The following is a 25,146-nucleotide window of genomic DNA, read 5'->3' as shown; positions in this document are numbered from 1 at the left end:
GATCATGCAAGAGCCGCAGTCCGGCCCGGATCGTCGTATGTTCCTGCGCGCGACCGCCGTCACCGGCGCCGCGCTCACCCTCGGCGGCCTGTCGACGCAAGGAGCGTCGGCCGCGCCCGGAGGCTTCCCCGACTACACCTACGTACGGACGCTGCTGACGCCGTCACAGCTGAAGTACAACCCGACGGGCGAGATCATCTTCCCGACCGTGCGCGGCGTCTACGACAAGCTGGCGTCGCCGCTCGGCCGTTACTACCTCTACTACGCGCCGCACGACGCGCCCGGCGGGATCTGCCTCGCCTACGGGAACTCGCTGGAGGGCCCGTTCACGGAGTATCCGGCGAACCCGATCGTGTCCAACAAGTGGTCCCCGCACTACTCGGTCAGCCATGTCTCCTCACCGCATGTGCTGTGGAAGGAGGACGTCAAGGAGTTCTGGCTGTACTTCCACGGCGAGAACACCACGACACGGCTCGCCCGCTCCCGGGACGGCGTCCACTTCACGTACGACAAGGTCGTCCTGTCCGCCTCGATGATGCCGTCGGGCACCACCGAGACGTCGTACGCCAGGGTCTTCCGCCACGATCTGCCGTCGCGCGGAGCCCGCTATGTGATGCTGTTCATGTACAGAAACACCACCGACCACCGTGACATCTGCTGGGGCTGGTCAGCCGACGGCCGGAACTGGAAGTTCGACCAGACCCCACTGGTGCGCCACTCGGATGTCGGCGCGGTGAACGTCGGCGGCCCCCACCTGCTCACGCGCAACGGTTCCGCGTACGTGGTCTACAACAAGGACAAGGAGAGCGGCGGCGACCTCATGATCACCGAGGTGGGCGCGGACTTCTCGCTCCGTCGCCATCTGGGCGTCTTCTACAACTCCCGCTCCGGGCCACCGGAGAACGGCAGGTCGGCGGCGCCGTCGTTCGGCACCGACCACGGAGTGCCGTACATGGTCTTCGAGGCGGGAGAACGGCTCCAGGGCTCGATCGCGGTGGCACGAGGCTAGTCGGGGCCCACGTCACGTCTGTGCGCTGTCCCGCCGGGTTCGCCGGGTTCGCCGGACAGCGCACAGCCTCGATGGCGATCGAGCCGGACGCCGGCCATCTGGCGTCCGCTTCCCCGGGAGCGCCGCCGACAGGGCGAGGGCCACGGCGGCGACCGCGGCAGGGCGAATTGCCACAGCGCGCCATGCGCCACGCCGAGCGCCGCGAGCGTCGTCGTGGCCAGGGCCGCGCCCGCCCGGAACGCGGCCCTGCTGCCGACGCGGGCCGCGAGCCGCGTGGACAGCGGCGCCGCCGCCCCCATCGCCACGGCCATCGGCGCGAGCAACAACCCCGTTCCGGTGGCCGACGTCCCCAACCCGTAGCCCGCGCGTACCGGAGTCTGCGCGTACCGCGGGATGAGCGTGACCGCCGCGAACATGGCCACGCTGATCATGAAGGTGGCCAGATGCGTGAGCGCGGGGCCACGGCCGCGCGACAGGCGCGGGTCCGGCCGCCGCGGCCAGCGCGTCGCCGGCCGCCAGGCATCCGGGGCAGGCCAGCAGGACGGGGCGATGGCCGCGCAGATCGCCCGGCCGCCCGGCGATCGGCGTCGCCACCGCCGAGGCCAGCATGAACGCGGTGACCAGCCAGGCGGGGGCACCCCCGGCCTCTCAAGAGGAACGAGAGGACACCGACGACTTAGGTGAGGCGACCCTGACATCATTAGTGGCCAGCGGTCACTAATGACCGTCAATGCTTCGGCCGTGTCCATTCCGGTACCCAGACGCCGCTGTTGGGGCGGCCGGGATACGCGGCGGTGAGATGGCGACGCAGGGCGGCCAAGGAGGGGTGGCGGTCATGGGTGCGCCAGATCAGCGAGTGGGGGTAGAGCGGGGTGGGGTCTTTGAGGGGGATACGGCGCAGGTCGTGGCCGGCCGGCCACACCAGGGGGGTCTGTTCGCTGACGAAGGTGGCCAGTGTCGCGGAACCGGCGATGGTGTCGAGCAGGGCCTCGATGCCGAAGTCCGGGCCGACCGAGTCGATGACGACGCCGAAGGTGGTGGCGAGTTCCTCATAGTACGCGGCCCACTCGGTGCCGGGCAGATTGCCGGGCATCCAGATCCGTCGTCCGGCGAGTTGGGCGGGAGTGAGCGCGGGGGCGTTCGCGAACTCGTGTCGTGGTCCGGTGAACAGGTGCAGTGGTTCATCGAAGACGGAAGTGGCCTCCACGCCGCGGGGCAACGATCGGCCCGGCATGGTCACGGCACGGAACGTCGCGTCGATGGTCCCGTCCCGGACCGCGGCGATGGCCGTGTCGGAGTCGAACAGCGTCACGACGTCCAGTTCGACCTCGGGGTGGGCGAGATGGAAGCCGCGCAGCAGTCCCGTCAGGGAGAGCTGGCGGCCGATCACGTCGACGCGCAGCGCCCGATGGCCCGGCCGTACGGACGCGACGGCGCGCTCGGCGGAGTGGAGGAAGGTCCGGGCGTGGGGCAGGAACGCCTGTCCGTCGATGGTGAGCCGCGCTCCACGGGCGTCACGGGTGAAGAGCCGGACACCGAGCTCCTGCTCCAGCGCGGCGACGCGCTTGGACACGGCCTGCGGCGTGACCGACAGACCGGCGGCGGCCTCCTGGAACTGTCCCGCATCCGCGACGGCGACGAAGGTGCGCACGGCCATGACATCCATGCGCGCACCCTATGCGGACAACCAGGTGTTGATCCTGACTGCCCTGATCGTTGTTTGATTCGGGCGTGCTCGGATCGCTTTGATGGCTCCGGTCAACCTCTGGTTGATGGACTGTCGTATCCGACGGCTGCCATCCGACGGCTATACGGGTGCCATCCGACGGCTGCGGTCCGAACGCCACCATCGTGAGGAATCCTCATGCCTGATCAAGACCGTCTCTACGTCCGCACCGCCGAGTTCGCGCGGGTGGCCGAGCGGATCGAGCACGTGACCACGCTCACGTCACGGCTCAACGTCCTGCCCTTCGACGACAAGGCCGCCCGCGCGGCCCTGCTGTCCGAGATCGTCGGCAGGCCCGTCCCCGACTCCGTCACCGTCTATCCCCCCTTCTACACCGACCACGGGCTCGGCATCGACTTCGGCGAGCACGTCTTCGTCAACCAGGGCTGCACCTTCTTGGACCAGGGCGGCATCCACCTGAGCGACGGCGTCCTGATCGGCCCGAAGAGCAACCTCATCTCTTCCGACCACCCTCTCCCGGCCTCCGAGCGGAGCGCATTCATCACCCGGGCACCGATCACGGTCGAAGCCGACGCATGGCTCGGCGCGGCAGTGACGGTTCTGCCCGGTGTCACCATCGGACGCGGTGCCGTGGTCGGAGCCGGAGCCGTCGTCACGAAGGACGTTCCCCCCAACACCCTGGTGACCGGATCGGCCGCGTTCGCACGCAAACAATGGAACGACTGAGCCCGGGGGCGCGGGCGCGGCAGACGGCCGCGTCGAGCGCCGTGTTCCCCTATCCGCGCCCCGCCGTGGTGCCGCGCACGACGAGGCGCGGGGTGAGGACGACCTCGCGGGGCTCGGTGCGGTCCTGGTCGAGGCGTTCCACGGCGGCGGTCACCGCGTGTTGGGCCTGTTCCCGGGCGCTCTGGCTGACGGTGGTCAGGTTGAAGCAGCTCAGCCGGGAGAGGGTGTCGTCGTCGTAGCCGGCCACGGACACCTCGCCCGGGACGGCGACTCCGGCGCGCGCGAGGGCGGCCAGGACGCCGATGGCGCACTGGTCGTTGTACGCGACCACCGCGGTGGGCAGTCGGCCGTCGTCGAGGAGGTGGCGGGCGGCGCGTTCGCCGGCCGCTTCGGTGTTGTCTCCGGATAGCACACGGATGTGGTCGCCGAGGCCGTGGCGGCGCATGGCGGTGCGGTAACCACGGCGCCGGTCGGTGGCGATGGCGCCCTTCCCGCCGTCCACGTAGACGATCTCGCGATGGCCGAGTCCGACCAGGTGGTCGATGGTCTGACTCACGCCGTCGTCGTCAGCGGTGCGTACGACGTCGAGGGCGGTGTCCGCGATCCGGCGGCCGACGGTGATGACGGGCGCCTTGCCGTCGAGCACGGCGAGCGCGTCCGCGGGTGCGGTGGGGCCGAGCAGGATCAGCGCCTCGCTGCGGAAGGCCAGCAGGGTGTCCACCGCGGTCCGTTCGTCGCGGGTTCGGGTGAGGGTGCTCAGGACCAGGTCGTAGCCGACCTCCTCGGCCGCGGTGTGCAGGTGCTCGACCAGTTCGGCGTGGAACGGGCTGTGGATGTCGACCATGACGCCGAGCAGGCGGCTGCGTCTGCTGGCCAGTGTGCTGGCGGTGCGGTCCACCTGATAGCCGAGGTCGGCGGCCGCCTTCAGGACGCGCTGCCGGGTCCGCTCGCTCGGGCCGGGCACACCCCGCAGCACCAGGGAGACCGATGCCGTGGACAGGCCCACCCGCGCGGCCACGTCCTCCAGCCTGGGGCGCTTGGGCGTGCCGTTCTGATGACGCCCGGAACCACCGTCCTCCACCTGTGCCTCCCGGCGCGAATCCCCTTGTGCGACACCCTTGACACCCTCAAGCGGCACGGCCGATAGTACCAGGACTTAAAGCGCTTTAAATTAGTCCTGTCGTTCCAACAAAGCCGCGCCGACCGGAGCCGCCGCGGCGTCCGCCCCACCGGCGGCCGGTGATCCACCCTCCCCTCCCCGATGCACAGCGAGGTGCACGCAGCATGAGCCGCACATCTCTCCCCCGTTCCCCGGGATCCGCCAGATCCCCGCGCCTCGTGGCCGTCGCCGCCGCGGCCGCGCTGACCATCACGGGGTGCTCCAGCAGTTCGGGAAGGCCCAGGAGGAGGCGGCCGACGTCTCCGCGGGCAGGGCCGGCACCCCCTGGTGCAGAACGCGATCAACCCGAAGGACGACGGCATCGCCGTCACCCTCGCCAAGCCCGACGCCGAGGGCGGTGGCAAGGCGAAGGTCGCCACCTTCGACCTCAACAAGGAACTCGTCTCCGCCATCGAGGCAACTTCAGCGGCGGCGGTGAGCAGCCGGTGCTGACCGGACCGGCCTTCGTCGACAAGTCCAACGTCGGCACGATCGCGAAGTTCGCCGCGAAGGGCACCCGGTGACGCGCATGCCCCGCTCCCCCCAGGTTCTCCCGCCCCGAAGGGATTCCCCATGAAGATCGCTCTCGACCCGTTTATGATCCGCGACGTTCCGCTCCTCGAACTGCCTTCTGTTGTCGCCGAGTTGGGCTACGAGTGGATCGAACTCTCCCCTCGGGAGGACTTCATCCTTTTCTTCCGCCACCCCCGTGTCGACGACGCCACCGTAAGGAAGTTCCGCAAGGCGCTGGACACGGCCGGAGTGGGCGTCTCCTCCCTGCTGCCCCTGTTCCGCTGGTCCGGCCCGGACGAGGACGCACGGCAGGCCGCGGTCCGGTACTGGAAGCGCTCGATCCAGATCTGTGCGGACCTCGGAGTGGACAGCATGATCTCGGAGTTCAACGGCCGCCCCGAGGACCCGGACCGCAGCGAGGCGCAGTTCTGGCGCTCGATGGAGGAGCTGCTCCCGCTGTTCGAGCGCGAGGGAATCAAGCTCGCGCTGGAACCCCACCCGGACGACTTCATCGAGAACGGTTACGACGCGATCAACCTGATCAGGGGCATCAACCACTCCCACGTCGGCTTCCTCTACTGCGCCCCGCACACCTTCCACATCGGCGACGACGCGCCCGGCATCATCGAGTACGCGGGCGACCTCCTCACCCATGTCCACCTCGCGGACGCCTTCGACCACACCGCGTCCTCGGGCAACCGCTACATCCTCAACCCGCCTGGCACCCCAGCCCGGATCCATCAGCACCTCGACATCGGCCAGGGCGAGGTGGACTTCGACGAGCTCTTCCGTGAACTGCGCGCACACGGCTTCGACTCCACCCTGACCGCCTGCGTCTTCGCCTGGGAGGAACGAGCCAGGGAGTCCTCCGCCTTCATGCGGAAGAAGATCGACGAATACCTGGCCGCCCATTCCTGACCGGCCGCACCCCCAGATCGCGTGGCCATCGAGTCCCGATTCCGCCGGCAGTACGCCGCCTGATCCCCGCTGCTGTCCGGTTCCCTCGTCTCTTTCCCTCGTTTCGAAAGGCATCCGCCATGACCACGTCCGCCCAGCCCCTTTCCGTCGCGGTGATCGGAGCCGGGATGGCCGGCCGCGCCCATGCCGCCGGCTACCGCAACGTCAACACCGTCTTCGACGCGGGTCTGCGGCCGGTCCGGCTGGCCGCGATAGCCGACGCCAACATCGCGCTCGGCGAGGACGCCGCCCGCCGCTACGGCTATGAGAAGGCGCTGCCGAGCTGGGAGGCCGTCGCCGAGGACCCGACGATCGACGCCGTCAGCATCGTCGTGGGAAACGATCTGCACCGCCCGATCGCCGAGGCGCTGGTCGCGGCGGGCAAGCATGTGCTGTGCGAGAAGCCGCTGGCGGGAACGGTCGAGGACGCCCGTGCGATGGCCGAGTTGGAGCGTGGCGCCGAGGTGGTGACCGCCGTCGGGTACACCTTCCGCCGCTCTCCCGCCATCGCCGCGATCCGCGAGCATGTCCTGCGCGATGAACTGGGCGAGCTGACCCTGTTCAGCGGCCGGTACTGGTGTGACTACGCGACCGACCCGAAGGGGCCGCTGAGCTGGCGGTTCAAGGGCGGGCCCGGCTCCGGTGCGCTCGGGGACGTCGGTGCGCACGTGATCGACACCGCCGAGTACATCGCGGGCCCCATCACCGCCGTCTCCGGTGCCTCGCTGTCGACGCAGATCCCCAAGCGACCCCTGCCGCTGGGCGCGGTCGTCGGCCATAACGCCGCGCCCGTCTCGGACGAGCTCGGCGCGGTCGAGAACGAGGACACCGCGTCCTTCACCGTCCGCTTCGAGTCCGGTCTGGTCGGCACCTTCTCGGTCTCGCGCACCGCCTTCGGACTGCCCAACGGGCTCTCCTTCGACGTCCTGGGCGTGGGCGGCCGGGCCGCGTTCGACCAGCACCGCCCGGCCGAGTACCTCTTCGACGACGCACAGCCCGACACCCGCCCGAGCGGCGCCCGCCAGATCATCGCCGGCCCGAACCTCCCCTACTTCAAGGGTGGTTACCCGATGGAGGCACCGGGCGTGGGCGGCGGCAACGCCGAGATGTTCACCTACCAGGCCCGGGCCTTCCTCGACCAGGTCGCGGGCGTGGCCGAACCGCTGCCGCCGTGCGCCACGTTCGCCGACGCCCTGCGGACGATGGAGATCATCCAGGCCGTCGTCGAGTCCTCGCGGCGGGGCGGCACCGCCGTCGACGTTCCGCCCGCCGTCTGAAACGCCCGTAAGGAGTTGTACCCATGCCCCTCAAGCTCGGCGCCTACACCGCCTGCCTGCACGACCGCACCCTCTCCGAGGCCCTGGACATCCTGAAGGAGAACGGTCTGACCTCGGTCGAGGTCAACACCGGCGGTTTCATCCCCTCCCCGCACTGCCCGGTCGACCTGCTGCTGTCCTCGGCCACCGCGCGCGAGGAGTACCTGGCGGCCTTCGCCGACCGGGGGATGGAACTGACCGGCCTCAACTGCAACGGCAATCCGCTCAACCCCCTCCCCGGTGTCGGCCCGAAACACGCCGACGACCTGCGCCGCACCATCCGCCTCGCGGGCCTGCTCGGCGTCAAGCACGTGGTCACCATGTCCGGCACCCCGGGCTCCGACCCCGATGCCAAGTACCCCTCCTGGGTCGTCAACCCCTGGGACGGCGTCTACATGGACGTCCTGGACTACCAGTGGGGCGTGGCCGTCGAGTTCTGGAAGGAGATCGACGCGCTCGCCGGGGAGAACGACGTCCGGGTCGCCATCGAGATGCACCCGCACAACGTCGTCTTCTCCCCGGTCACCCTGAAGCGGCTCGTCGACGAGACCGGCGCGACCAACGTCGGGGCCGAGATGGATCCCTCCCATCTGATGTGGCAGGGCATGGACATCGTCGCCGCCATCAAGTGGCTCGGCCCGCTGGTCTTCCACGCCGCCGCGAAGGACGCCACGCTCTGCCCCGGCGCCGACATCCGCGGCGTCCTGGACACCTCCTTCACCCGTGTCCCCGCCGACGCCCCCGGCAAGGTCCCCACCGGCTACGGCTTCTGGTGCAACGCCTGGCCCGAGAACCCGGCGTGGAAGTTCGTCGCCGTCGGCCTCGGCAACGACGTCCCCTTCTGGACGGAGTTCCTGCGCGCCCTCGCCGAGGTGAACCCCGACATGGCCGTCAACATCGAGCACGAGGACGCCGCGTACTCCCGGACCGAGGGTCTGGCCCTGGCCGCCAAGAACCTCCGCAGCGCCGCGGAAGCCCTCTGACCCGGCCGCACCCGTGGTCCCCGCTTCCGCCCGCCGGTGGAAGCGGGGACCCTTGTGTCACTCGCCCCAGATCTTTCGGTACGCCCTTCGATAGCCGGGCGGATTCCAGCTCGTGGCTCCGCCGCTGTTGGCGGCCGTGACGATGTGGACGGGGCCGACGTACCCGCTGGGGGCGCGGCCGGAGAAGGCCCGGTTGAACTCGTCGATCACCTGCCAGCCCTGCTGGGACAGCGGTTCGGGAACGGTGGCCGCCTGGTACTGCCCGCTGTTGACGCGCTGGAAGGCGGAGGGGTCGCCGTCGCCCGCGCCGATGTTGAAGGGTGGGCCGGTGCCCCGCTTGCCGGCCGCCCGGAGGGCGGGGGCGGCGTCCGCGAAGTACAGGTCGTTGATGGCGATGGAGTAGTCCCATGTGTCCGGGAAGCGCGAGAGGAGGGAGGAGACCTCCTGCGGGGTGCGGCTGCCGGCGTCCGGGATCGGAATGTTCGCGTAGGCCAGCAGCCGCACGCCCGGACACCTGGCGAGTCCCTTTCTGATCAGCCCGGCCTTGTTCCTCGCGAAGGGGATCGAGTCGTCGGTGAACACGACGACCCGGGCGTGGCCGTTGGACCGTGCGATCACCCAGTCCGCGCTGATCCCGGCCACCTCCTCGACCTCGGTGGTGATGTTGGTGAAGAGCTCGGGGCGCTTGCTGGGGCCGGGGGAACCGACCGCGTGCCAGCCGACGAGCGGAATGTCCGCGGCGTTTGCCTGGGCGACCTGCCGGGAGGTCGCTCTGGGGTCGAAGCCGCCGATGACGATGCCCGAGGGTTCGAGGGCGATCGCCTCGCTCAGCGCCGCCTGGATGCCCACGGGGGTGCCCCCTCCGTCGATCAGCCGGACCTTCCAGCCCATGACCCTGGCCGCCTCCCGTACGCCCTTCGCGACGCCCGCGACCCCCGGGTTGGTCATCGTCTGCGCCACATAGGCGATGGTCTTGCCGCGCACCGCCGTGGGGCCGCCGGCCGGACCGTTCCAGGGGACATCGGTCCGCTCGGCCCGCTTGACGGCGGCCTTGGCCCTGGTGAGGGCCGCGGGACAGCCGCTCGGGCCCGCGGTGGACTCTCCGGGACCGGCCGACGAGCCGCGTTCGCAGCCGGTGAGGGCGGTCGCCACCAGCAGCACGACGGCGGTGAGCGGGATGGCGCGGTCGCGGTGCACGTCAGGCTTCTCCGACCCCGGTGCGCAGCCGGCGACGAGCGGAGTAGCCGGCCAGGCCGACCACGATGAGCAGCGTGCCGCCGTTGAACAGCGGGGTGGCCCAGAACTGGGCACCGAGCTGACCGATACCGGCGAGCCCGATGGCGAGGACCGCCACCGCGACGAGGGTGCCCAGGGCGTTCGGACGGCCCGGTTTGATCGCGGTGGAGCCGAGCAGCGCTCCGGCGAAGGCGGGGAGCAGGTAGTCGATGCCGACGCTCGGGTTGCCGATCTGCTGCTGGGCCGCGAGCAGCACCCCGGCACAGCCGACGACCAGCCCCGATACCGCGAAGGCGCAGATGGTGTACGTACGGGTGGGGATGCCGACGAGGTCGGCGGCGCGGGGGTTGGAGCCGATGACGTACAGGTACCGGCCGAGTGGCAGCCGCTCCAGCAGGAGCCACAGGGCGACCGCGAGGGCGAGCACATAGAAGGCGGGCACCGGAAGTCCGAGGAAGGTGGAGTCGTAGAGGTCGGTGAAGGCGGCCGGCAGCCCCTGCGGGCCGGGCACGATCCTGCCGCCGCCGGTGATCCAACCGGTGCAGGCGTACAGCATGCTGCCGGTGCCGAGCGTGGCGATGAAGGAGTCGATCCGGCCGAACTCGGCGATGACCCCATTGAGTACGCCGACGACGGCGCCTCCAATGATCACCGCGAGGCAGGCGAACGGCCAGGGCCACCCCTCGTTCACGATGAGCCGCATCACCATGACATGAGCCAGGCCGAGGGCGTAGCCGATGGAGAGGTCGAAATTGCCGGTCGCGATGGGAACCGTCACACCGAGCGCGAGGATGGCCGGGATCGACTGGGTGGTCAGGATCGAGGAGATGGTGTCCAGGGTCGGAAAGGTGCGCGGCAGGGTCACGGAGAAGATCAGGAACAGCAGGGCGGTGAGGGCCACCAAACCGTAGGTGCCGATCAGATGCCCGCCCGCACGGCCCCGGCCGCGCTCCCGGCCCGGTCTGCCGAGCGGGCCCGTCCGGGACCGTGGCGGAGGAGGGCTCGTCATCGGTCCCTCATGTCCGGTGCGCGGGCATCGCCGAGACGGCCCGAGTGAGTCCCGCGGCGGTGAGCGACGGGCCGCTGAGCTCGGCCGTCACGGCGCCCCGGACGAACACCAGTGCGCGTCGGCACACGCCCGCGACCTCCTCGGAGTCGGTGGAGATGAGCAGTACCGCGAGGCCGGTGGCCAGCGCCTCGTCGAGGAGGCGGTAGATCGCGGCCTTGGCGCCGATGTCCACGCTCGCGGTCGGCTCCTCGAGAATCAGCAGCCGCAGGCCCACCCGGAGCCACCGGCCGAGCATGACCTTCTGCTGGTTGCCTCCGGACAGGGTGGCGATCGGGGCCTCGGTGTCCCGGGGGCGCACCGCGAACCGTTCGATTAAGGCGGTGGCCTCGGCGCGCTCGCGGCGGGGGCTGAGCCGGCGCAGCGCCGGCAGACCGCCCGCGCGGGGGTTGGCCAGCAGGTTCTCCCGTACGGTCAGCTCGGCGGCGCAGCCCTCCTCCACTCGGTTGCCGGTCACCAGGCCGACGCCGGAGCGGACGGCGGCGGCGACCGTACGGGGGTGGTACGGCCGGCCGTCGAGCAGGGCCCGCCCGTCGAGGACCGGCCGGGCGCCGGCGAGGGCGCGGCCGAGTTCCATGTGCCCGGCGCCGGTGAGGCCCACCAGGCCGAGGACTTCCCCGGCGCGCAGTTCGAGGTCGACGGGTCCGGAGTGTGCCGTCCGAACGCCGTCGAGGGTGAGCACGGCCGGGCCGCCCGCGGAGGCGGTGCCGGGCCGGTAGCCGGTCGGCTGGTCGCCGACGATGTCCCGCACCAGCCGGGTGGGGCTGTGGTCAGCCAGCGGGCCCCGGCTGACCAGGCGGCCGTCGCGCAGCACCGCGAAGGCGTCGGCGACCTCGTACACCTCGTCCAGGCGATGGGTGACGTAGAGAATGCCGTGTCCCCGGTCGCGCAGGGTGTGCAGGACGCCGAAGAGCCGGGCGCAGTCCGCGGCGGGGAGGCTGGCGGTCGGCTCGTCCAGCACGATGAGCCGTGCGTTCGTGGCGAGGGCACGTGCGACGGCGACCAGGGAACGCTCGGCGGGGGCGAGGTCGGCGATCCTGGCGCCGGCCGGAAGCTGCCCGGCGACGGTCCGCAGGATCTCCGTGCCGCGCTCCGCGGTCCGCCGCCAGGAGATCAGTCCGCCGCGGCGTGGATACCCGGTGGCCAAGGCGATGTTCTCGGCGACCGTCATCCACTCCACGAGGCCGAGGTCCTGGTGGGTGAAGGACATGCTCGAAGCGGCGGCCTCGGTCCCCAGTGGGTGCCCGGCCACCGTCACCTCTCCCCCGTCGGCGGGATGGACGCCCGCGAGCACCTTGATGAGGGTGGACTTTCCGGCGCCATTGGGGCCGAGGAGGGCGAGGACACTGCCGCCGTGGAGGTCGAGGTCGACGCGGTCCAGCGCGAGGGTCCCGCCGAACCGCTTGCTGAGACCCCGGACGCGGACGAGGGGGTCCGGTCGGGCGGCCGGGGATGCGTTCACCGATGTGGCGTCATGCACGGACATCTCCGGGTCGGCCTGGCGAACTGTCGCGAACTCACCCACGACAGTAGCGGGGCCGACCGGCATATCTCCGGAATCCAGCGGTCTTCCGGGGCTCTGTTACTCCAACGGATCAGTTGATCAGCGGTCGGTCGGCGGGTCATTCGTTCATCTGCCCGGCGTCCGGCCGCCGGCTCCGAGCCGACCGGCGCAGGGCGGACCGAGGGCGCACTCGGCCCAGATGACCTTGCCGTCCGGGGTGTGGCGCGTCCCCCACGCCTGGGCCAGTTGCGCGACGAGGAACAGCCCGCGGCCGCCCTCGTCGGTGGTGGCGGCCCGGCGCAGATGCGGTGCGGTGCTGCTGGTGTCCGAGACCTCGCAGATCAGGGTGCGGTCATGGAGCAGCCGCACCCGCAGGGGCCCGGTGCCGTGGCGGATGGCGTTGGCGACCAGCTCGCTGAGCACCAGCTCCACCACGAACGAGGCCTCTTCCAGACCCCAGTCGGTGAGCCGTCGGGCGGCGGCGGCACGGACCTCGCTGACGACGGCCGGGTCGGCGGGCAGATCCCAGGTGGCGATCTGGTGGGGCGCGAGGGCGTGGGTGCGGGCGACGAGGAGGGCGATGTCGTCGCCGGGGTGGGCGGGGGCCACGGCGTCCAGGACCGCCTGGCAGGTGTCCTCGGGGGTGCGCTCAGGGTGGGCCAGGGCATCGCGCAGCTGGTCGAGGGCCACGTCGATGTCGCGGTGCCGATCCTCGATGAGTCCGTCGGTGTAGAGGACCAGCTGGCTGTTCTCGGGGACCTCGATCTCGGCGGTTTCGAAGGGAAGTCCGCCCAGGCCGAGCGGGGGGCCGGCGGGCAGGTCGGGAAACGACACGCTGCCGTCGGGGCTGACCAGCGCCGGCGGAGGGTGGCCGGCGCGGGCCATGGTGCACCGCTGCGAGGTGGGGTCGTAGACGGCGTACAGACAGGTCGCGCCGATGATGCCGAATCCCTCGGCCGCGCCCTCGCCGTGCTCCTCCCGGTCGAGGCGTACCACGAGGTTGTCCAGGTGGGTGAGGACCTCGTCCGGGGGGAAGTCGAGTTCGGCGAAGCTGCGTGCGGCGGTGCGCAGCCGTCCCATGGTGGCGGCGGAGTGCAGGCCGTGACCGGCGACATCGCCGACGACGAGGCCGAAGCGGGTGCCGGGCAGGGCGATGACGTCGTACCAGTCCCCGCCCACCCGCGATTCGGCGGGCAGATAGCGATGGGCCACCTCGGCGGCGTTCTGGTCGGGCACGCCGTGGGGGAGCAGACTGCGCTGGAGGGCCAGGACCATGTTGTGCTCGCGGGTGTAGCGCCGGGCGTTGTCCATGGAGAGGGCGGCGCGGGTCGCCAGTTCCTGGGCCAGGGAACGGTCGTCGTCGCCGAAGGGCGCGGGGTCGAGCGAGCGGTAGAAGCTGGCGATGCCCAGGACGACGCCCCGTGCGATCAGGGGTACGGCGATGAGGGAACGGACGTGGGCCAGCAGTCGCTCGGTGAGCTCGGGGTCCTGGGCGAGCCAGCCCGCGGCGACCTCCAGGTCGGGTTCCAGAATCGCCATTCCGGTGTTCACGCATCGCAGCTGAGGCGTGGTCGGACGGAAGTCGATCCGCTTGTCGACCGGGTAGAAGGGGCAGCGGTCGTGGATGCCGTGCACCACCGCACGGCGCAGGTCGTTCCGGATGTCGAGGGGTTCCTCGCCGCGCAGTACGGCGTCGGACAGGTCGATCGTGACGAAGTCCGCCAGCTGCGGGACGGCCGTCTCGGCGAGTTCCCGGGCGGTGCGGCGCACATCCAAGGTGGTGCCGATGCGCGCACTGGCCTCGGACAGCAGCTCCATGCGGCGTCGCGCGGCCAGGGCGTACTTCCCCACCTCCGGCTCGCCCACCAGCACCAGCTCTCTGGCCTGGCCGTCCGTGGTACCGACCGTGCCGCCGACCGCCTCGGCCGCCGGGCCATCCGGGCCTGGCGCGGCGCGGGAAGGGATGTCGGGACGGTGCGGGAGGGTGAGGGGCGCTCGCGGTACGTGATCGTGGAATACGGCCTCGACGGCGATGCCCTCCACTCCGGACACGCTCGTCGTCGGGTAGCTCATCAGGGTGACCTGCCGTCCGTCGGACAGGGACACGGCGGTGGCCGCCCGCTGTGCGTGGGAGAGCAGTTCGGCGGCCTTCTCCTTGATCACCATCCGGTCGTGGTGGTGCAGCCGCTCGACGAGCGTGTCCAACCCGATGGCCTGCTCGTCTCCCGACGGCTCCCCCATCCGCGCGCGGCTCGCCCCCAGGTACGCACGCAACAGGGCGCGCTCGCGCGCCGAGCTCTCCTCCAGCAGACGCCCTTCGATGGCCTGAGCCGCCTTGCACACCACCTCGTCCAGCGCGGGATGCGAGGCGTCGCGCGGATAGCCGAGGCACAGGACGCCTTCGACGCGCCCGCTGAACGGGTCGTGAACGGGTATGGCGCGACAGCCGTTCGCCTGGCCGCGCTCGGCGAAGTGCTCGGCGCCGTAGACCTGGATGAGTTGCCTCTCCACGAGCGCGAGGCCGATGCCGTTGGTACCGGCGAACCGCTCGGCGAAAACGAATCCCGGCACCCGCTGGATATCCGGGAGGGTTCTGGCCCACGACTCATCGCCGAAGCGGCGCAGGAGCACCATCCCACTTCCGTCGGCGAGCGAGATGTTCATCTGGCTGCCCACGAACCTGGCGCGCAGCCGGTCGAGCACCGGAGCGGCCGCCCGGACCAGCCGGCCCTCCGGGTCGACGTCCTCCCGGTAGGGCAGCTCCATTCCGCCCAGCGGAAGACCCAGGGACCGGCAGCGCTGCCATGAATTCAGGATGAGGTTGCGCACGCCTCCCTGGACGCCGCCCTGGACCGCCTCCCCCTCCAGGAACTGCTCACGCGGATATGCGGGCCCGATGTCATCTGTCGCGAGCCCCACCAGAATCGGTTCCGCGCCGCGCTGGATCACGCCTCTCCCGGTTATCGGTCCAAAATATCCCCTTTTCGACAATAACGCGGCAACGAAGGCGGCAGGTCACAGAACCGCGACCGGGTTGACCGGCGAGCCGGTCCCACCTGGAATATTCAGAGCCGCCACGACCAGGAGGAACTCATAACGGCCCGCCTCGGCGGTGGCGACGGCGAGCGCTTCGAGATCGAGGTTGTCCAGCAGCGGCACCCCCATCGCGGCCAGAGCGAGCGCATGGACGGGAGAGTGCACACCCTCGACCGGCGAAGGACGTACATCGCTGTCGCCGTCACCGCCGAGCAGCGCGATACCGCGCTCGGCCAGCAGCGGTACGGCGTCCACATGCAACCCCGCGCCCGCCGCGTCGGCGTCCCAGGCGCCGAGTTCCGCACGCCGGCGGAAGCGCCCGGAGCGCAGCAACACAGCGTCGCCGTCGCCGATCCTCACATCCAGCGCCTTCTCGGCCGCGGTGATGTCCTCGGCGTGGACCGCCTGCCCCGGCTCCAGCCAGGCGGATCCCCAGATGGCGGGGAGGTCGAGCAGCACACCCTTCGTGACGAGGGGGCCGAGCTCGGTGACCGCGCCATGGCGGGCGCCCGAGGCATCGATGGCCTCGCGTGCCGTCCGCCCGCCGTAGAGCTGCCCCCGATAGGCGATGTGGCACAGGGCATCGAGGTGGGTGACGCCCTTGCCGTGGTAGTCCACGGCGATGAAGTCCTTGTGGACGGATGGCTCCGGAGCCTCCACATCGCCGAGGTCCGTCATGTGGTGCAGGGCGGGCCCGCGGTTGTCCGGTGCGGACCGGGTGTTCCAGGGCAGGCCGAGCGGCACGACCGCCCCGGACCGCACCCGGGCGGTGGCCCGCCGCACATGGCCCGGGGTCACCCGGTTCCAGGCGCCCCGGCCGACCGGATCCCAGCGGCCCCACGTACGGACCGCCTCGAAGAGCGCGTCGAACTCCCGGCGGGAGACAGCGGGGCCGTTGCCGACACCGGTCGGCGTCATGGCGTTGGAATCATCACCTGGGCTACCGGTCATCCGTACTCACCCCTGCGGGGTCCGGAACGACTTCAGCGGGACGACTGCGTGATCAAAATTCTAGTCGGCCATCGGACTGTTCGGAGAGTTTCCGCGACGCCGACGGCGAGGTCGTACCCGAGGACGGCGAACCGGACGTCCGCCCACTATCAGTCGCAGAGCTGAAAGGCGATCTCCTGTGGCTCCGGCCCGAAGCCCAGCCGTACCTGGGCTCCGACACACGCCCTGGCCAGCGGCACCGCGCTGACCCTGGCGCGGAGGCGGAACCCTTCGTGCATGTCGATGATGGCCATGGCGCGGGGCCTGCCCGCGCCGCGGCCGACAACGGTGACGTGATGGATGACGCCGGTACCGTCACTGCGTTCCTCGGCCATGTCGGTGGAGCCGCAGACAGGGCACAGCAGGCGGCGGAAGACCGCGGTATGGCACCAGCGGCAGCGCTGGAAGTACAGCGCCCCGTCCCGGATCCCCCCTGCTGAGATGAGGCCACTGCGCTGGTCCGGGTCATTCCGCGATGCGGCGGTCGAGGCGCCGTCCCCTGCGAAGGGGCCGTTGCCTGCGGTTTCGATCACTGTATGGGACATGGCGAATTCTCCTGGCCGCTGCCGGGTGCGGCGGAACGGCTCTGTGAAGGGAACGAGGGCGGCCCCGGTCACGGATGTGGCAGATCAGGGCATTCAGCGGGGTACGTCGAGAGGTCATGGATTCGGCGTCAGGGAGACGGTCTCCGTCCTGGCGCCGGGCCCAGGACGGGCGGGCCGATGCGTTCGTCAGTCCTTGATCTCGCAGATCGCGGCGCCGGAGGTGAGGGAGGCGCCGATCTCGGTGGACAGGCCCTTGATGGTGCCGGACTTGTGCGCGTTCAGCGGCTGCTCCATCTTCATCGCCTCCAGGACGACGACCAGGTCTCCCTCCTTGACCTCCTGGCCCTCCTCGACGGCGACCTTGACGATCGTGCCCTGCATCGGGGACGCGAGGGTGTCACCCGAAGCGACCGGGCCCGACTTCTTGGCCGCGCGCCGCTTGGAGCGGGCGCCCGCCGCATGGCCGGTGCTGGACAGCGACATGCCCAGCGAGGACGGCAGGGAGACCTCCAGACGCTTGCCGCCGACCTCGACGACCACCGTCTGACGGCCCCGCTCCTCGTCCGCCTCCGCGTCCGAGGGGGCGGCGAAGGGCTTGATCTCATTGCTGAACTCGGTCTCGATCCAGCGGGTGTGGATGGTGAAGGGCTCGCTGGTGAACGCCGGGTCCTTGACCACCGCGCGGTGGAACGGGATCGCGGTCGCCATGCCCTCGACCTGGAACTCGGCCAGGGCGCGGGCCGCACGCTGGAGGGCCTGCCTCCGCGTGGCGCCGGTGACGATCAGCTTGGCCAGCAGGGAGTCCCACGCCGGGCCGATGACGCTGCCGGACTCCACACCCGCGTCCAGCCGCACACCGGGGCCGGCGGGCGGCACGAAGGAGGTCACGGTGCCCGGGGCGGGCAGGAAGTTGCGGCCCGGGTCCTCGCCGTTGATCCGGAACTCGAACGAATGCCCCCGCATCGGCGGGTCGTCGTAGCCGATGGCCTCGCCGTCCGCGATACGGAACATCTCCCGCACCAGGTCGATGCCGGTGACCTCTTCGGTGACCGGGTGCTCCACCTGGAGCCGGGTGTTGACCTCCAGGAAGGAGATGGTGCCGTCGTTGCCGACCAGGAACTCCACCGTGCCCGCGCCGACGTAGCCGGCCTCTTTGAGGATGGCCTTGGAGGCGGCGTAGAGCTGGGCGTTCTGGTCTTCGGTGAGGAAGGGGGCGGGGGCCTCTTCGACGAGTTTCTGGTGGCGGCGCTGGAGGGAGCAGTCGCGGGTGGAGACCACGACGACGTTGCCGTGGGTGTCGGCCAGGCACTGGGTCTCGACGTGGCGGGGCTTGTCCAGGTAGCGCTCGACGAAGCATTCGCCGCGGCCGAAGGCGGCCACGGCCTCGCGGACGGCGGAGTCGTAGAGCTCGGGGACCTCCTCCATGGTGCGGGCGACCTTCAGGCCGCGGCCGCCTCCGCCGAAGGCGGCCTTGATGGCGATGGGCAGGCCGTGCTGCTCGGCGAAGGCCACAACCTCCTCGGCCCCGGCGACGGGGTCGGGGGTGCCGGCGACCAGGGGGGCGCCGGCGCGCTGGGCGATGTGGCGGGCGGCGACCTTGTCGCCCAGGTCGCGGATGGCGTGCGGCGGGGGGCCGATCCAGGTCAGGCCGGCGTCGAGGACGGCCTGGGCGAACTCGGCGTTCTCGGAGAGGAATCCGTAGCCGGGGTGGACGGCGTCCGCGCCGGACTCGCGTGCGGCGTTCAGGATCTTGTCGATCACCAGATAGCTGGTCGCCGGAGTGTCACCGCCCAGGGCGAACGCCTCGTCCGCGGCGCGGACGTGCAGAGCGTCCCGGTCCGGGTCCGCGTAGACGGCCACGCTCACGATCCCGGCGTCCCGGCAGGCACGGGCCACGCGGACAGCGATCTCGCCACGGTTGGCGATCAGCACCTTCGTCAGCATGCCGACTCCAGCCCGTTCCCAGCCGCGGTCAGCCGGTGCGCCACGCGCGCGTGCGGTGCCGCAACGGCGCCGGCCTGCTCCGCTCTTTCCAACAGGTCGTTCATGCTGCTTTCTCCAAGACTCGGGGTCTGCTCGTTCAACGAGGCCAGTAGGAGCGGTCCGGACTAGAGGGGGATGTTGCCGTGCTTCTTGGGCGGCGGCGACTCGCGCTTGGTGCTCAGCTGACGCAGGCCGCGCACGATGTGCCGACGGGTCTCGGACGGCATGATCACCGCGTCGACGTAGCCGCGCTCGGCCGCGACATAGGGGTTGAGGAGGGTGTCCTCGTACTCCTGGATGAGCCGCGCCCGGGTCGCCTCCACGTCGCCGCCGGTCTCGGCCTCGGCCTCGGCAAGGGTGCGGCGGTGCAGGATGTTGACCGCGCCCTGGGCGCCCATGACCGCGATCTGGGCGGTCGGCCAGGCCAGGTTGAGGTCGGCGCCCAGGTGCTTGGAGCCCATCACGTCGTAGGCGCCACCGAAGGCCTTGCGGGTGATCACCGTGATCAGCGGGACCGTCGCCTCCGCGTAGGCGTAGATCAGCTTGGCGCCGCGGCGGATGATGCCGTCGTGCTCCTGGCCCACGCCCGGCAGGAAGCCCGGCACATCGACGAAGGTGATGACCGGGATGTTGAAGGCGTCGCAGGTGCGTACGAAGCGCGCGCCCTTCTCGCTCGCCTTGATGTCCAGGCAGCCGGCGGACTGCATCGGCTGGTTGGCGACGATGCCCACCGGGTGGCCCTCGACCCGCCCGAAGCCGGTGACGATGTTCGGCGCGAACAGCGACTGCGTTTCGAAGAACTCGGCGTCGTCGAGGATGCGCTCGATCACCTTGTGCATGCCGTACGGCTGGTTCGCGCTGTCGGGCACGAGGGTGTCCAGCTCCAGGTCCTCGTCCGTGACGGCGAGGTCCGCCTCCTCGGGGAAGACCGGCGCCTCGGAGAGGTTGTTGGACGGCAGGTACGACAGCAGCTGCTTGACGTACTCGATGGCGTCCTTCTCGTCCCCGGCCATGTAGTGCGCGACACCGGAGGTGGAGTTGTGGGTCCGGGCGCCGCCCAGCTCCTCGAAGCCCACGTCCTCGCCGGTGACGGTCTTGATGACGTCCGGGCCGGTGATGAACATGTGCGAGGTCCGGTCGACCATGACCGTGAAGTCGGTGATCGCCGGAGAGTACACGGCTCCCCCCGCACAAGGGCCTACGACCAGGCTGATCTGCGGGATGACACCGCTCGCGCGAGTGTTGCGGCGGAAGATCTCACCGTAGGCGCCGAGGGAGGCCACACCCTCCTGGATGCGGGCGCCACCGGAGTCGTTGATGCCGACGACCGGGCAGCCGGTCTTCAGCGCGAAGTCCATCACCTTGACGATCTTCTGGCCGTAGACCTCGCCCAGCGCGCCGCCGAAGACGGTGAAGTCCTGGGAGAACACGGCCACCGGGCGGCCGTCGACCGTGCCGTACCCGGTGACGACGCCGTCGCCGTAGGGGCGGTTGCCGTCCAGGCCGAAGTTGGTGGAGCGGTGCCGGGCGAACTCGTCGAGCTCGGTGAAGGAGCCCTCGTCGAGCAGCAGCTCGATCCGCTCCCGAGCCGTCAACTTGCCCTTGGCGTGCTGCTTTTCGACGGCGCGTGCGGAGCCGGCGTGCGTCGCTTCCCCGATACGGCGCTGGAGATCCGCGAGCTTGCCTGCGGTGGTGTGGATGTCGATGTCGGACACGTCCTCGGGCTCGGCACTCACCGAATGGATCCCTTCTGGCTGATTGCGGCGGATCCGTCAGCGCCCAGCCGGCTGGATCGGCACACCGGACTCACTCTGTGTAACGGAATCCACGCCGGAACCTCCCATGGTACTGAATGTCTTGTAAACGGTACTCAGTACCGCGCCGGTGGGGCAAGTGGTCTCCGAGTACTGAGACAAGGAAGGATGGGTGGTCATGAGCAAGCCAGCCGTGCGGATCCGGCTCGCGGACGCCGCGTTCGTTCTCTTCGACGAACGCGGATACGAGCGGACCACCGTCGATGACATCGCTGAACGGGCCGGAGTGGGCCGTACGACGTTCTTCCGGCACTACCGGTCCAAGGAAGCGGTCATCTTCCCCGACCATGACCGGCTGCTGGAGCTGATCAGGGACCGCCTGGCGACCTCCAGTGACAGCACCGCCCTGGTCGCCGTATCCGACGCCGTACGCCTGGTGCTGCTGCACTACATCGATGAGGGCGACCTCGCGCGGCGCAGGTACGCGCTCACCAGTAAGGTCGCCGCCCTGCGCGACCGGGAGATCGCCAGCGTGGCGCGGTACCAGCGACTGTTCCGCGAGTTCATCGCGGACTGGATGGGAGATCCCACCGAGGCGGCCTCGCTTCGGGCCGAGCTCATGGCGGCGGCAGTGGTAGCGGCTCACAACCACGTATTGCGCCGATGGCTCCGGGGCGAGTCCGCCGACCCCGTCGCAGAGGTCGACGAGGCGATGCGCGAAGTCCTCGCTCTCTTCCCGACGCCTCAGTCCCCCAAGGAAAGGGACGATGACGGCACCACCCTCGTCGCGTTCCGAACCAGCCAGGACCTCGATGCCTTGCTCCCCTCGCTGCGACGCCTCATCGAGGACGGCCCTTGAGCGCGCATCGCGGAACGAAGAGCACCGCGCACCCCGCACGGGGGCGCCCCGCACGGCTGAGCCGTGAACTGATCGTCTCCACCGCCCCGCGGTGCGACCTCACCACGCTCACCATGCGGGAACTCGCCACCCGTCTCGGCGCCGACACGCTGCTGCGCGGCCTGCCCGCCCGCCTTCCCGTCGAACACCCGCGTCCCGACGTCTGAGCGCGATACACCCGCACATGCTCGGCCGTGGGTCACAACGCCGCGACCTCGAGCACCAGCTTGCCGGTGGTCGTGCCCGATTCGATGCGGCGGTGGGCCTCGACGGCCTGTTCCAGCGGCAGGGTTTCGACCCGCGTCCGCAGATCTCCCGTCGCCGCGGCCGACACCGCGCGGCGCAGCGCCCGGCGTGTCTCCTCGGGGAAGGCGGCCGAGAAGGCGGCCAGGTTGAAGCCGGAGACGGTCCTGTTGGTGAACCACAGGTCGTTGGCCGGAATGCCGACGTCCTCGGCGCCGGAGGCGTTGCCCATCACCACCAGGCGCCCCATCGGGGCCAGCCGGTCCAGCCCGTCCCGGCGGGCCGGGCCGCCGACCATGTCGACCACGATGTCGAACTCGCCGGCCTCGGCGATCCGGTCCCGCGTGATCACCTCGTAGTAGCCGAAGCGCCTGGCGGTCTCGATCTTGGCCGCGCTGCCGACGGTGCCGACCACGTGGCCCGCGCCCAGCAAGCGGGCGGCCTGGCCGAGCTGGCTTCCCACGCCGCCGGCGGCCGCATGGATCAGAACGCGTTCCCCGGGCTCGATCCGGGCCACCCGGTCGAGCACCAGGAACGCGGTGGTGCTGTTGGACGGCAGCGCCGCCGCGACGTCCATCCCGATACCGAGGCCGTCCAGCGGCACGACCAGGTCCGCCGAGGTGACCACCACCTCCGCGTAGCCACCGCTGTCGACGATCGAGAGCGCGGCCACCGGCTGCCCGACGGTCAGATCCTCGACGCCCTCACCGACCGCCCGGATCCGCCCCGACACCTCGATACCGGGCACGAAGGGGAGCGGCACGTCGACCACGCCGCGCCGGTAGAGAACCTCGGCGAAGTTGGCGCCCGCGTACGCCACGTCGATGGCGACCTGGCCCGGTCCGGGCTCGGGGACGGGAACGGTGGCGACGCGGAGCACCTCGGCGTCGCCGAACTCGGGGATGGTCACTGCCTTCATCTGCCTGCTGCTGTTGTTCATGTCCACGATCCTGCGGGCACCTCGGCGACCCGGGCAGTGCCCGCTCATCCTGGGTGTGGCACCACCAGGCTGTGCTGCCGCAGCAGCGTCTCCAGCCGCTGCTCGGTGCCGGTGCCGGGGCGTGGGTTGTGCAGGATCAGATGGTGCCCGGGGTGCTCTGGCAGCGGCAGCAAAGTGGCATCGAAGATCATCGTCCCGGCGTCGGGGTGATCGACCGCCTTCACCGCGCTGGTGTGCTCGGCCACGTCGTGGCGCGCCCACAGCCCGGCGAATTCGGGGCTGACCGCGGCCAGGTCGGCGGCGATGCGGCCGAACTCCGGATCGTCCGGGTAACGTGCCGCGTCGGCCCGGAAGGCAGCCGCCACATCGGTCGCGGTCTCGGCCCAGTTCCGGTGCAGCACCCGGTAGCGGGCGTTGGTGAAGAAGGAGACCAGGCAGTTGTGGTCGCTTTCGCCGTAGCCGAAGACCACTCGTGCCGCGTCGTTGACGGCGGTGAAGTTCCAGTGTCGGTCGCGCACATAGCCGGGCCGCGGTGACCAGGCATCCAGCAACCGCCGCACCTCGGGTGAGGGTGCCGCCGAGGGCGCGGAGGGGGCCTGCGGCGGATTGAGTCCGGCCAGGCGGTACAGGTGGGCACGCTCGGCGGCGCCAAGCAGCAGCGCCCGGGCGATCGCGTCGAGGACCTGCTCGGACACCTTGATGTCGCGCCCCTGCTCCAGCCACGTGTACCAGGACACTCCGACGCCCGCCAGGACCGCGACCTCCTCGCGCCGCAGACCGGGCGTACGCCGCCGGCCACCGTCGGGCATGCCGACATCGGCCGGGGAGACCCGGGCCCGGCGGCTACGCAGGAACTCCCGTAGCTCGGTGCGCCGGTCGTCGCGGGACAGGGGCGAATGAGAGATGGCCATGATGGTTGATCATCCGTTGATGGTGCGAAGGAAGTGGTCCGCGTCCTCGGGTTCGCCCAGCCGTCCCACTTCCAGCCAGGAGCCGTCGGCGAAGCGGAGCCGGAACGTGGCGAATCCGCGCGGCTGGCCCGCCTCGCCCTCGACGCGGGCCTGGTCGAGGGGGAACTCCGCGACGATCCGGAAGTCGTCGGCCTTGGTGGGCGACAGCCGACGGCGAGGGGACGTGGCGATACAGACGCGATCGCGGGCCAGCATGACCAGGCGTTTGGGGTTGGGTGAGTGCCCGTACCAGCGCAGGAGCAACTGGCCCGCCGTCAGGCTCCAGTCGCCGTCGAAGACGTGGTTCGTCGGATCCTGTCCGCGATCGCGACTGCGACTGCGGCCGGAGGCGGAGGGGCGGGCGTTCGGCCGGTCACGTCGGCCGGTGCCCAGCTTGTCGAGCAGCATCACCGGGACGACGACGAAGAAGAACACCACGGCACCGACGTACAGCAGCCAGTGGTGACCCGGCTTCAGCCGCCCCCTGCCCGCGGCGCGGTGTACCTCTTCGGGCGGCGTGGGAATGGGCTTGTGGATCTCGCACCAGACCAGGGCCACGGGCTCCTCGCCCACTATCCTCTGGGCCCGCCGATGGACCGCGCGCTTCGCCATGCCGAAGATCCTAGAGGAGCCTTCCATGCGCGCCCCGAGAGGCCCGGTATGCGCATGCCGGGCGGTTTGCTCGATAGGTCCGGTATCCCTGGCGCCGATGCCCTTGATCGATACCAGTTGCCTTCCGGGGTGATCGATCAGCCGACTAGCGTCATGGCACACCGAACGGGATGAATCACGGAGGCAGAGTGACGGCGAATCCGCGCCCGGACACGATAGCCGTCTTCGGCGCGGGGGTGATGGGGTGCGGCATCACCGCACTGGCACTGGGCCGTGGGGTGGACGTCACCCTCGTCGACGCCTCGGACGACGTGTTGCGCGCCGCCGAGGCGGAAATCGCCCGGCAGCTGGTGCCTCGGCCATCCGAGCGGGCCGCTGCGCACCGCTGATCTGATCGGGCTCGACAATCTCGCGGACGCTCTCCGGCTGCTTGCCGAGCGGACCGGAGATACCGCCTTCGCCCCCTGTGACCTGCTGCGGGAGAAGGTGCGCCGCGGCGATCCGGGCCGCAAGAGGGGCGCGGTTCCTATGACTACGAAGGGGTGCTTTCATGAGTGCGGACCAGGCCATCACCGCTGAGGGGATCGAGCAGGGGATCGCGGGGTTCGTCTCGGGCCGGGTGAACGCGGAGGTCCCCGCCGACCAGGATCTCTTCGCCTCCGGGCTGGTGTCGTCGATGTTCGCGATGGAGCTCGTCGTCCACCTGGAGCAGGCGTTCTCGGTGCAGATCCTGGGAGACGACCTCAAGCGGGACAACTTCCGCACCGTGCGGGCCATGACCGCCCTTGTGCTGCGGTTGCGCGACGCCGGGCAGCCCGCCGATGCCTGAGCCGCTCGCCGGTGCGCGCGAGCTCCCCGACGACCTCGTCGGCGACCGGCCGCGGACTTCGGCGCCGACAAGCGGGGTCTTCCGGACTACTACGAGCGGTCGCCGACCCTCGTCGGCGACACCGGCCTCATCGTGGTGGACAACACCCTGTTCTTCGGGTGGAGATGTCGCTGATCCCCATGGCGGGCCGCATCACCCTGATCCGCAAGC

General features: G+C 70.5%; 23 protein-coding genes and 3 pseudogenes. 12 read left to right on the top strand and 14 right to left on the bottom strand.

What is annotated here, in order from left to right; genetic code table 11:
* Window positions 1-4: 4 nt before the first annotated feature.
* Window positions 5-1,009 (top strand): glycoside hydrolase family protein, encoded by a 1,005-nt coding sequence (locus tag ACMTAK_RS50265; RefSeq protein WP_413812398.1) that lies wholly within the window; start codon window positions 5-7, stop codon window positions 1,007-1,009.
* Here ACMTAK_RS50265 and ACMTAK_RS50260 read toward each other — a convergent pair.
* Together ACMTAK_RS50260 and ACMTAK_RS50255 are read right to left on the bottom strand one after the other, a co-directional pair.
* Window positions 1,006-1,440 (bottom strand): MFS transporter, encoded by a 435-nt coding sequence (locus ACMTAK_RS50260; RefSeq protein WP_413812397.1) that lies wholly within the window; start codon window positions 1,438-1,440, stop codon window positions 1,006-1,008. The two genes, ACMTAK_RS50265 and ACMTAK_RS50260, sit on opposite strands and share 4 nt — an antisense overlap.
* Window positions 1,441-1,736: 296 nt before the next feature.
* Window positions 1,737-2,675, bottom strand: a complete 939-nt coding sequence (locus ACMTAK_RS50255) for a LysR family transcriptional regulator (protein WP_413812396.1) — start codon at window positions 2,673-2,675, stop codon at window positions 1,737-1,739.
* 198 nt (window positions 2,676-2,873) lie between these two features.
* Between ACMTAK_RS50255 and ACMTAK_RS50250 the strand changes: the two genes are divergently transcribed.
* A complete protein-coding gene (locus ACMTAK_RS50250; RefSeq protein ID WP_413812395.1) occupies window positions 2,874-3,422 on the top strand; it encodes a DapH/DapD/GlmU-related protein in 549 nt (182 codons plus the stop codon).
* Between the two features lie 49 nt (window positions 3,423-3,471).
* On the opposite strand, the gene ACMTAK_RS50245 is transcribed toward ACMTAK_RS50250, so the two are convergent.
* A complete protein-coding gene (locus tag ACMTAK_RS50245) occupies window positions 3,472-4,503 on the bottom strand; it encodes a LacI family DNA-binding transcriptional regulator (RefSeq protein WP_413812394.1) in 1,032 nt (343 codons plus the stop codon).
* 402 nt (window positions 4,504-4,905) lie between these two features.
* Here ACMTAK_RS50245 and ACMTAK_RS50240 point away from each other — a divergent pair.
* The 4 genes and pseudogenes from ACMTAK_RS50240 to ACMTAK_RS50225 form a co-directional block, all read left to right on the top strand.
* Window positions 4,906-5,105: pseudogene (locus ACMTAK_RS50240) on the top strand (sugar ABC transporter substrate-binding protein); the annotation flags it as partial.
* A gap of 49 nt (window positions 5,106-5,154) precedes the next feature.
* The gene (locus ACMTAK_RS50235) at window positions 5,155-6,012 is read left to right on the top strand and encodes a sugar phosphate isomerase/epimerase family protein (protein WP_413812393.1); all 858 of its coding nucleotides are present in this window, start codon (window positions 5,155-5,157) and stop codon (window positions 6,010-6,012) included.
* Between the two features lie 119 nt (window positions 6,013-6,131).
* Complete coding sequence (locus ACMTAK_RS50230) at window positions 6,132-7,328, top strand: Gfo/Idh/MocA family protein (RefSeq protein WP_413812392.1); 1,197 nt, start codon at window positions 6,132-6,134, stop codon at window positions 7,326-7,328.
* A gap of 23 nt (window positions 7,329-7,351) precedes the next feature.
* Entirely contained in the window at window positions 7,352-8,350 is a 999-nt protein-coding gene (locus ACMTAK_RS50225; RefSeq protein WP_413812391.1) for a sugar phosphate isomerase/epimerase family protein, read from the top strand.
* 57 nt (window positions 8,351-8,407) lie between these two features.
* On the opposite strand, the gene ACMTAK_RS50220 is transcribed toward ACMTAK_RS50225, so the two are convergent.
* The 8 genes from ACMTAK_RS50220 to ACMTAK_RS50185 form a co-directional block, all read right to left on the bottom strand.
* Window positions 8,408-9,547: a substrate-binding domain-containing protein gene (locus ACMTAK_RS50220; protein ID WP_413812390.1), complete on the bottom strand. Its 1,140-nt coding sequence runs from the start codon at window positions 9,545-9,547 to the stop codon at window positions 8,408-8,410.
* A gap of 1 nt (window position 9,548) precedes the next feature.
* Window positions 9,549-10,595, bottom strand: a complete 1,047-nt coding sequence (locus tag ACMTAK_RS50215) for an ABC transporter permease (RefSeq protein ID WP_413812389.1) — start codon at window positions 10,593-10,595, stop codon at window positions 9,549-9,551.
* 7 nt (window positions 10,596-10,602) lie between these two features.
* On the bottom strand, window positions 10,603-12,138 hold the full coding sequence (locus tag ACMTAK_RS50210; protein ID WP_413813237.1) for a sugar ABC transporter ATP-binding protein: 1,536 nt from the start codon (window positions 12,136-12,138) through the stop codon (window positions 10,603-10,605).
* A gap of 144 nt (window positions 12,139-12,282) precedes the next feature.
* Window positions 12,283-15,105 (bottom strand): SpoIIE family protein phosphatase, encoded by a 2,823-nt coding sequence (locus ACMTAK_RS50205; RefSeq protein ID WP_413812388.1) that lies wholly within the window; start codon window positions 15,103-15,105, stop codon window positions 12,283-12,285.
* A 66-nt stretch (window positions 15,106-15,171) separates the two neighbouring features.
* On the bottom strand, window positions 15,172-16,143 hold the full coding sequence (locus ACMTAK_RS50200) for a cyclase family protein (protein ID WP_413812387.1): 972 nt from the start codon (window positions 16,141-16,143) through the stop codon (window positions 15,172-15,174).
* Window positions 16,144-16,292: 149 nt separating this feature from the next.
* A complete protein-coding gene (locus tag ACMTAK_RS50195) occupies window positions 16,293-16,727 on the bottom strand; it encodes a Zn-ribbon domain-containing OB-fold protein (protein WP_413812386.1) in 435 nt (144 codons plus the stop codon).
* Between the two features lie 186 nt (window positions 16,728-16,913).
* Window positions 16,914-18,668, bottom strand: a complete 1,755-nt coding sequence (locus ACMTAK_RS50190) for an acetyl/propionyl/methylcrotonyl-CoA carboxylase subunit alpha (protein ID WP_413813236.1) — start codon at window positions 18,666-18,668, stop codon at window positions 16,914-16,916.
* 167 nt (window positions 18,669-18,835) lie between these two features.
* Window positions 18,836-20,446 carry an acyl-CoA carboxylase subunit beta gene (locus ACMTAK_RS50185; protein WP_413812385.1) on the bottom strand — a complete coding sequence of 537 codons (1,611 nt, stop codon included), beginning with the start codon at window positions 20,444-20,446 and terminating at the stop codon, window positions 18,836-18,838.
* 196 nt (window positions 20,447-20,642) lie between these two features.
* Between ACMTAK_RS50185 and ACMTAK_RS50180 the strand changes: the two genes are divergently transcribed.
* Together ACMTAK_RS50180 and ACMTAK_RS50175 are read left to right on the top strand one after the other, a co-directional pair.
* Window positions 20,643-21,323 carry a TetR/AcrR family transcriptional regulator gene (locus ACMTAK_RS50180; RefSeq protein ID WP_413812384.1) on the top strand — a complete coding sequence of 227 codons (681 nt, stop codon included), beginning with the start codon at window positions 20,643-20,645 and terminating at the stop codon, window positions 21,321-21,323.
* Entirely contained in the window at window positions 21,320-21,529 is a 210-nt protein-coding gene (locus ACMTAK_RS50175; RefSeq protein ID WP_413812383.1) for a hypothetical protein, read from the top strand. The genes ACMTAK_RS50180 and ACMTAK_RS50175 overlap by 4 nt, the downstream gene beginning before the upstream one ends.
* Window positions 21,530-21,561: 32 nt before the next feature.
* Here the strand turns inward: ACMTAK_RS50175 and ACMTAK_RS50170 are convergent, their stop codons facing one another.
* From ACMTAK_RS50170 to ACMTAK_RS50160, 3 genes are read right to left on the bottom strand one after another with little or no spacing between them, the layout of a single operon-like run.
* Window positions 21,562-22,545, bottom strand: a complete 984-nt coding sequence (locus ACMTAK_RS50170) for a quinone oxidoreductase family protein (RefSeq protein WP_413812382.1) — start codon at window positions 22,543-22,545, stop codon at window positions 21,562-21,564.
* A 44-nt stretch (window positions 22,546-22,589) separates the two neighbouring features.
* A complete protein-coding gene (locus tag ACMTAK_RS50165) occupies window positions 22,590-23,456 on the bottom strand; it encodes a helix-turn-helix transcriptional regulator (protein WP_413812381.1) in 867 nt (288 codons plus the stop codon).
* Window positions 23,457-23,465: 9 nt separating this feature from the next.
* Window positions 23,466-24,107, bottom strand: coding sequence for a hypothetical protein (locus tag ACMTAK_RS50160; protein ID WP_413812380.1), 642 nt, complete (start codon window positions 24,105-24,107; stop codon window positions 23,466-23,468).
* 170 nt (window positions 24,108-24,277) lie between these two features.
* Here ACMTAK_RS50160 and ACMTAK_RS50155 point away from each other — a divergent pair, with 170 nt between their 5' ends.
* The 4 genes and pseudogenes from ACMTAK_RS50155 to ACMTAK_RS50140 all read left to right on the top strand — a co-directional run.
* Window positions 24,278-24,496: a 3-hydroxyacyl-CoA dehydrogenase NAD-binding domain-containing protein gene (locus ACMTAK_RS50155; protein ID WP_413812379.1), complete on the top strand. Its 219-nt coding sequence runs from the start codon at window positions 24,278-24,280 to the stop codon at window positions 24,494-24,496.
* Window positions 24,459-24,661, top strand: a pseudogene (locus ACMTAK_RS50150) (3-hydroxyacyl-CoA dehydrogenase family protein); the annotation flags it as partial. The gene ACMTAK_RS50155 and the pseudogene ACMTAK_RS50150, both read left to right, overlap by 38 nt.
* Window positions 24,658-24,936: an acyl carrier protein gene (locus ACMTAK_RS50145; RefSeq protein WP_413812378.1), complete on the top strand. Its 279-nt coding sequence runs from the start codon at window positions 24,658-24,660 to the stop codon at window positions 24,934-24,936. The pseudogene ACMTAK_RS50150 and the gene ACMTAK_RS50145, both read left to right, overlap by 4 nt.
* A 105-nt stretch (window positions 24,937-25,041) precedes the next feature.
* Window positions 25,042-25,110, top strand: a pseudogene (locus tag ACMTAK_RS50140) (hypothetical protein); the annotation flags it as partial.
* Window positions 25,111-25,146: the final 36 nt, after the last annotated feature.

Origin of the sequence: Streptomyces lacaronensis (assembly GCF_047337785.1) — a bacterium.
Classification (GTDB): domain Bacteria; phylum Actinomycetota; class Actinomycetes; order Streptomycetales; family Streptomycetaceae; genus Streptomyces; species Streptomyces lycopersici.
This window is presented reverse-complemented; position numbering and strand designations above follow the sequence as displayed.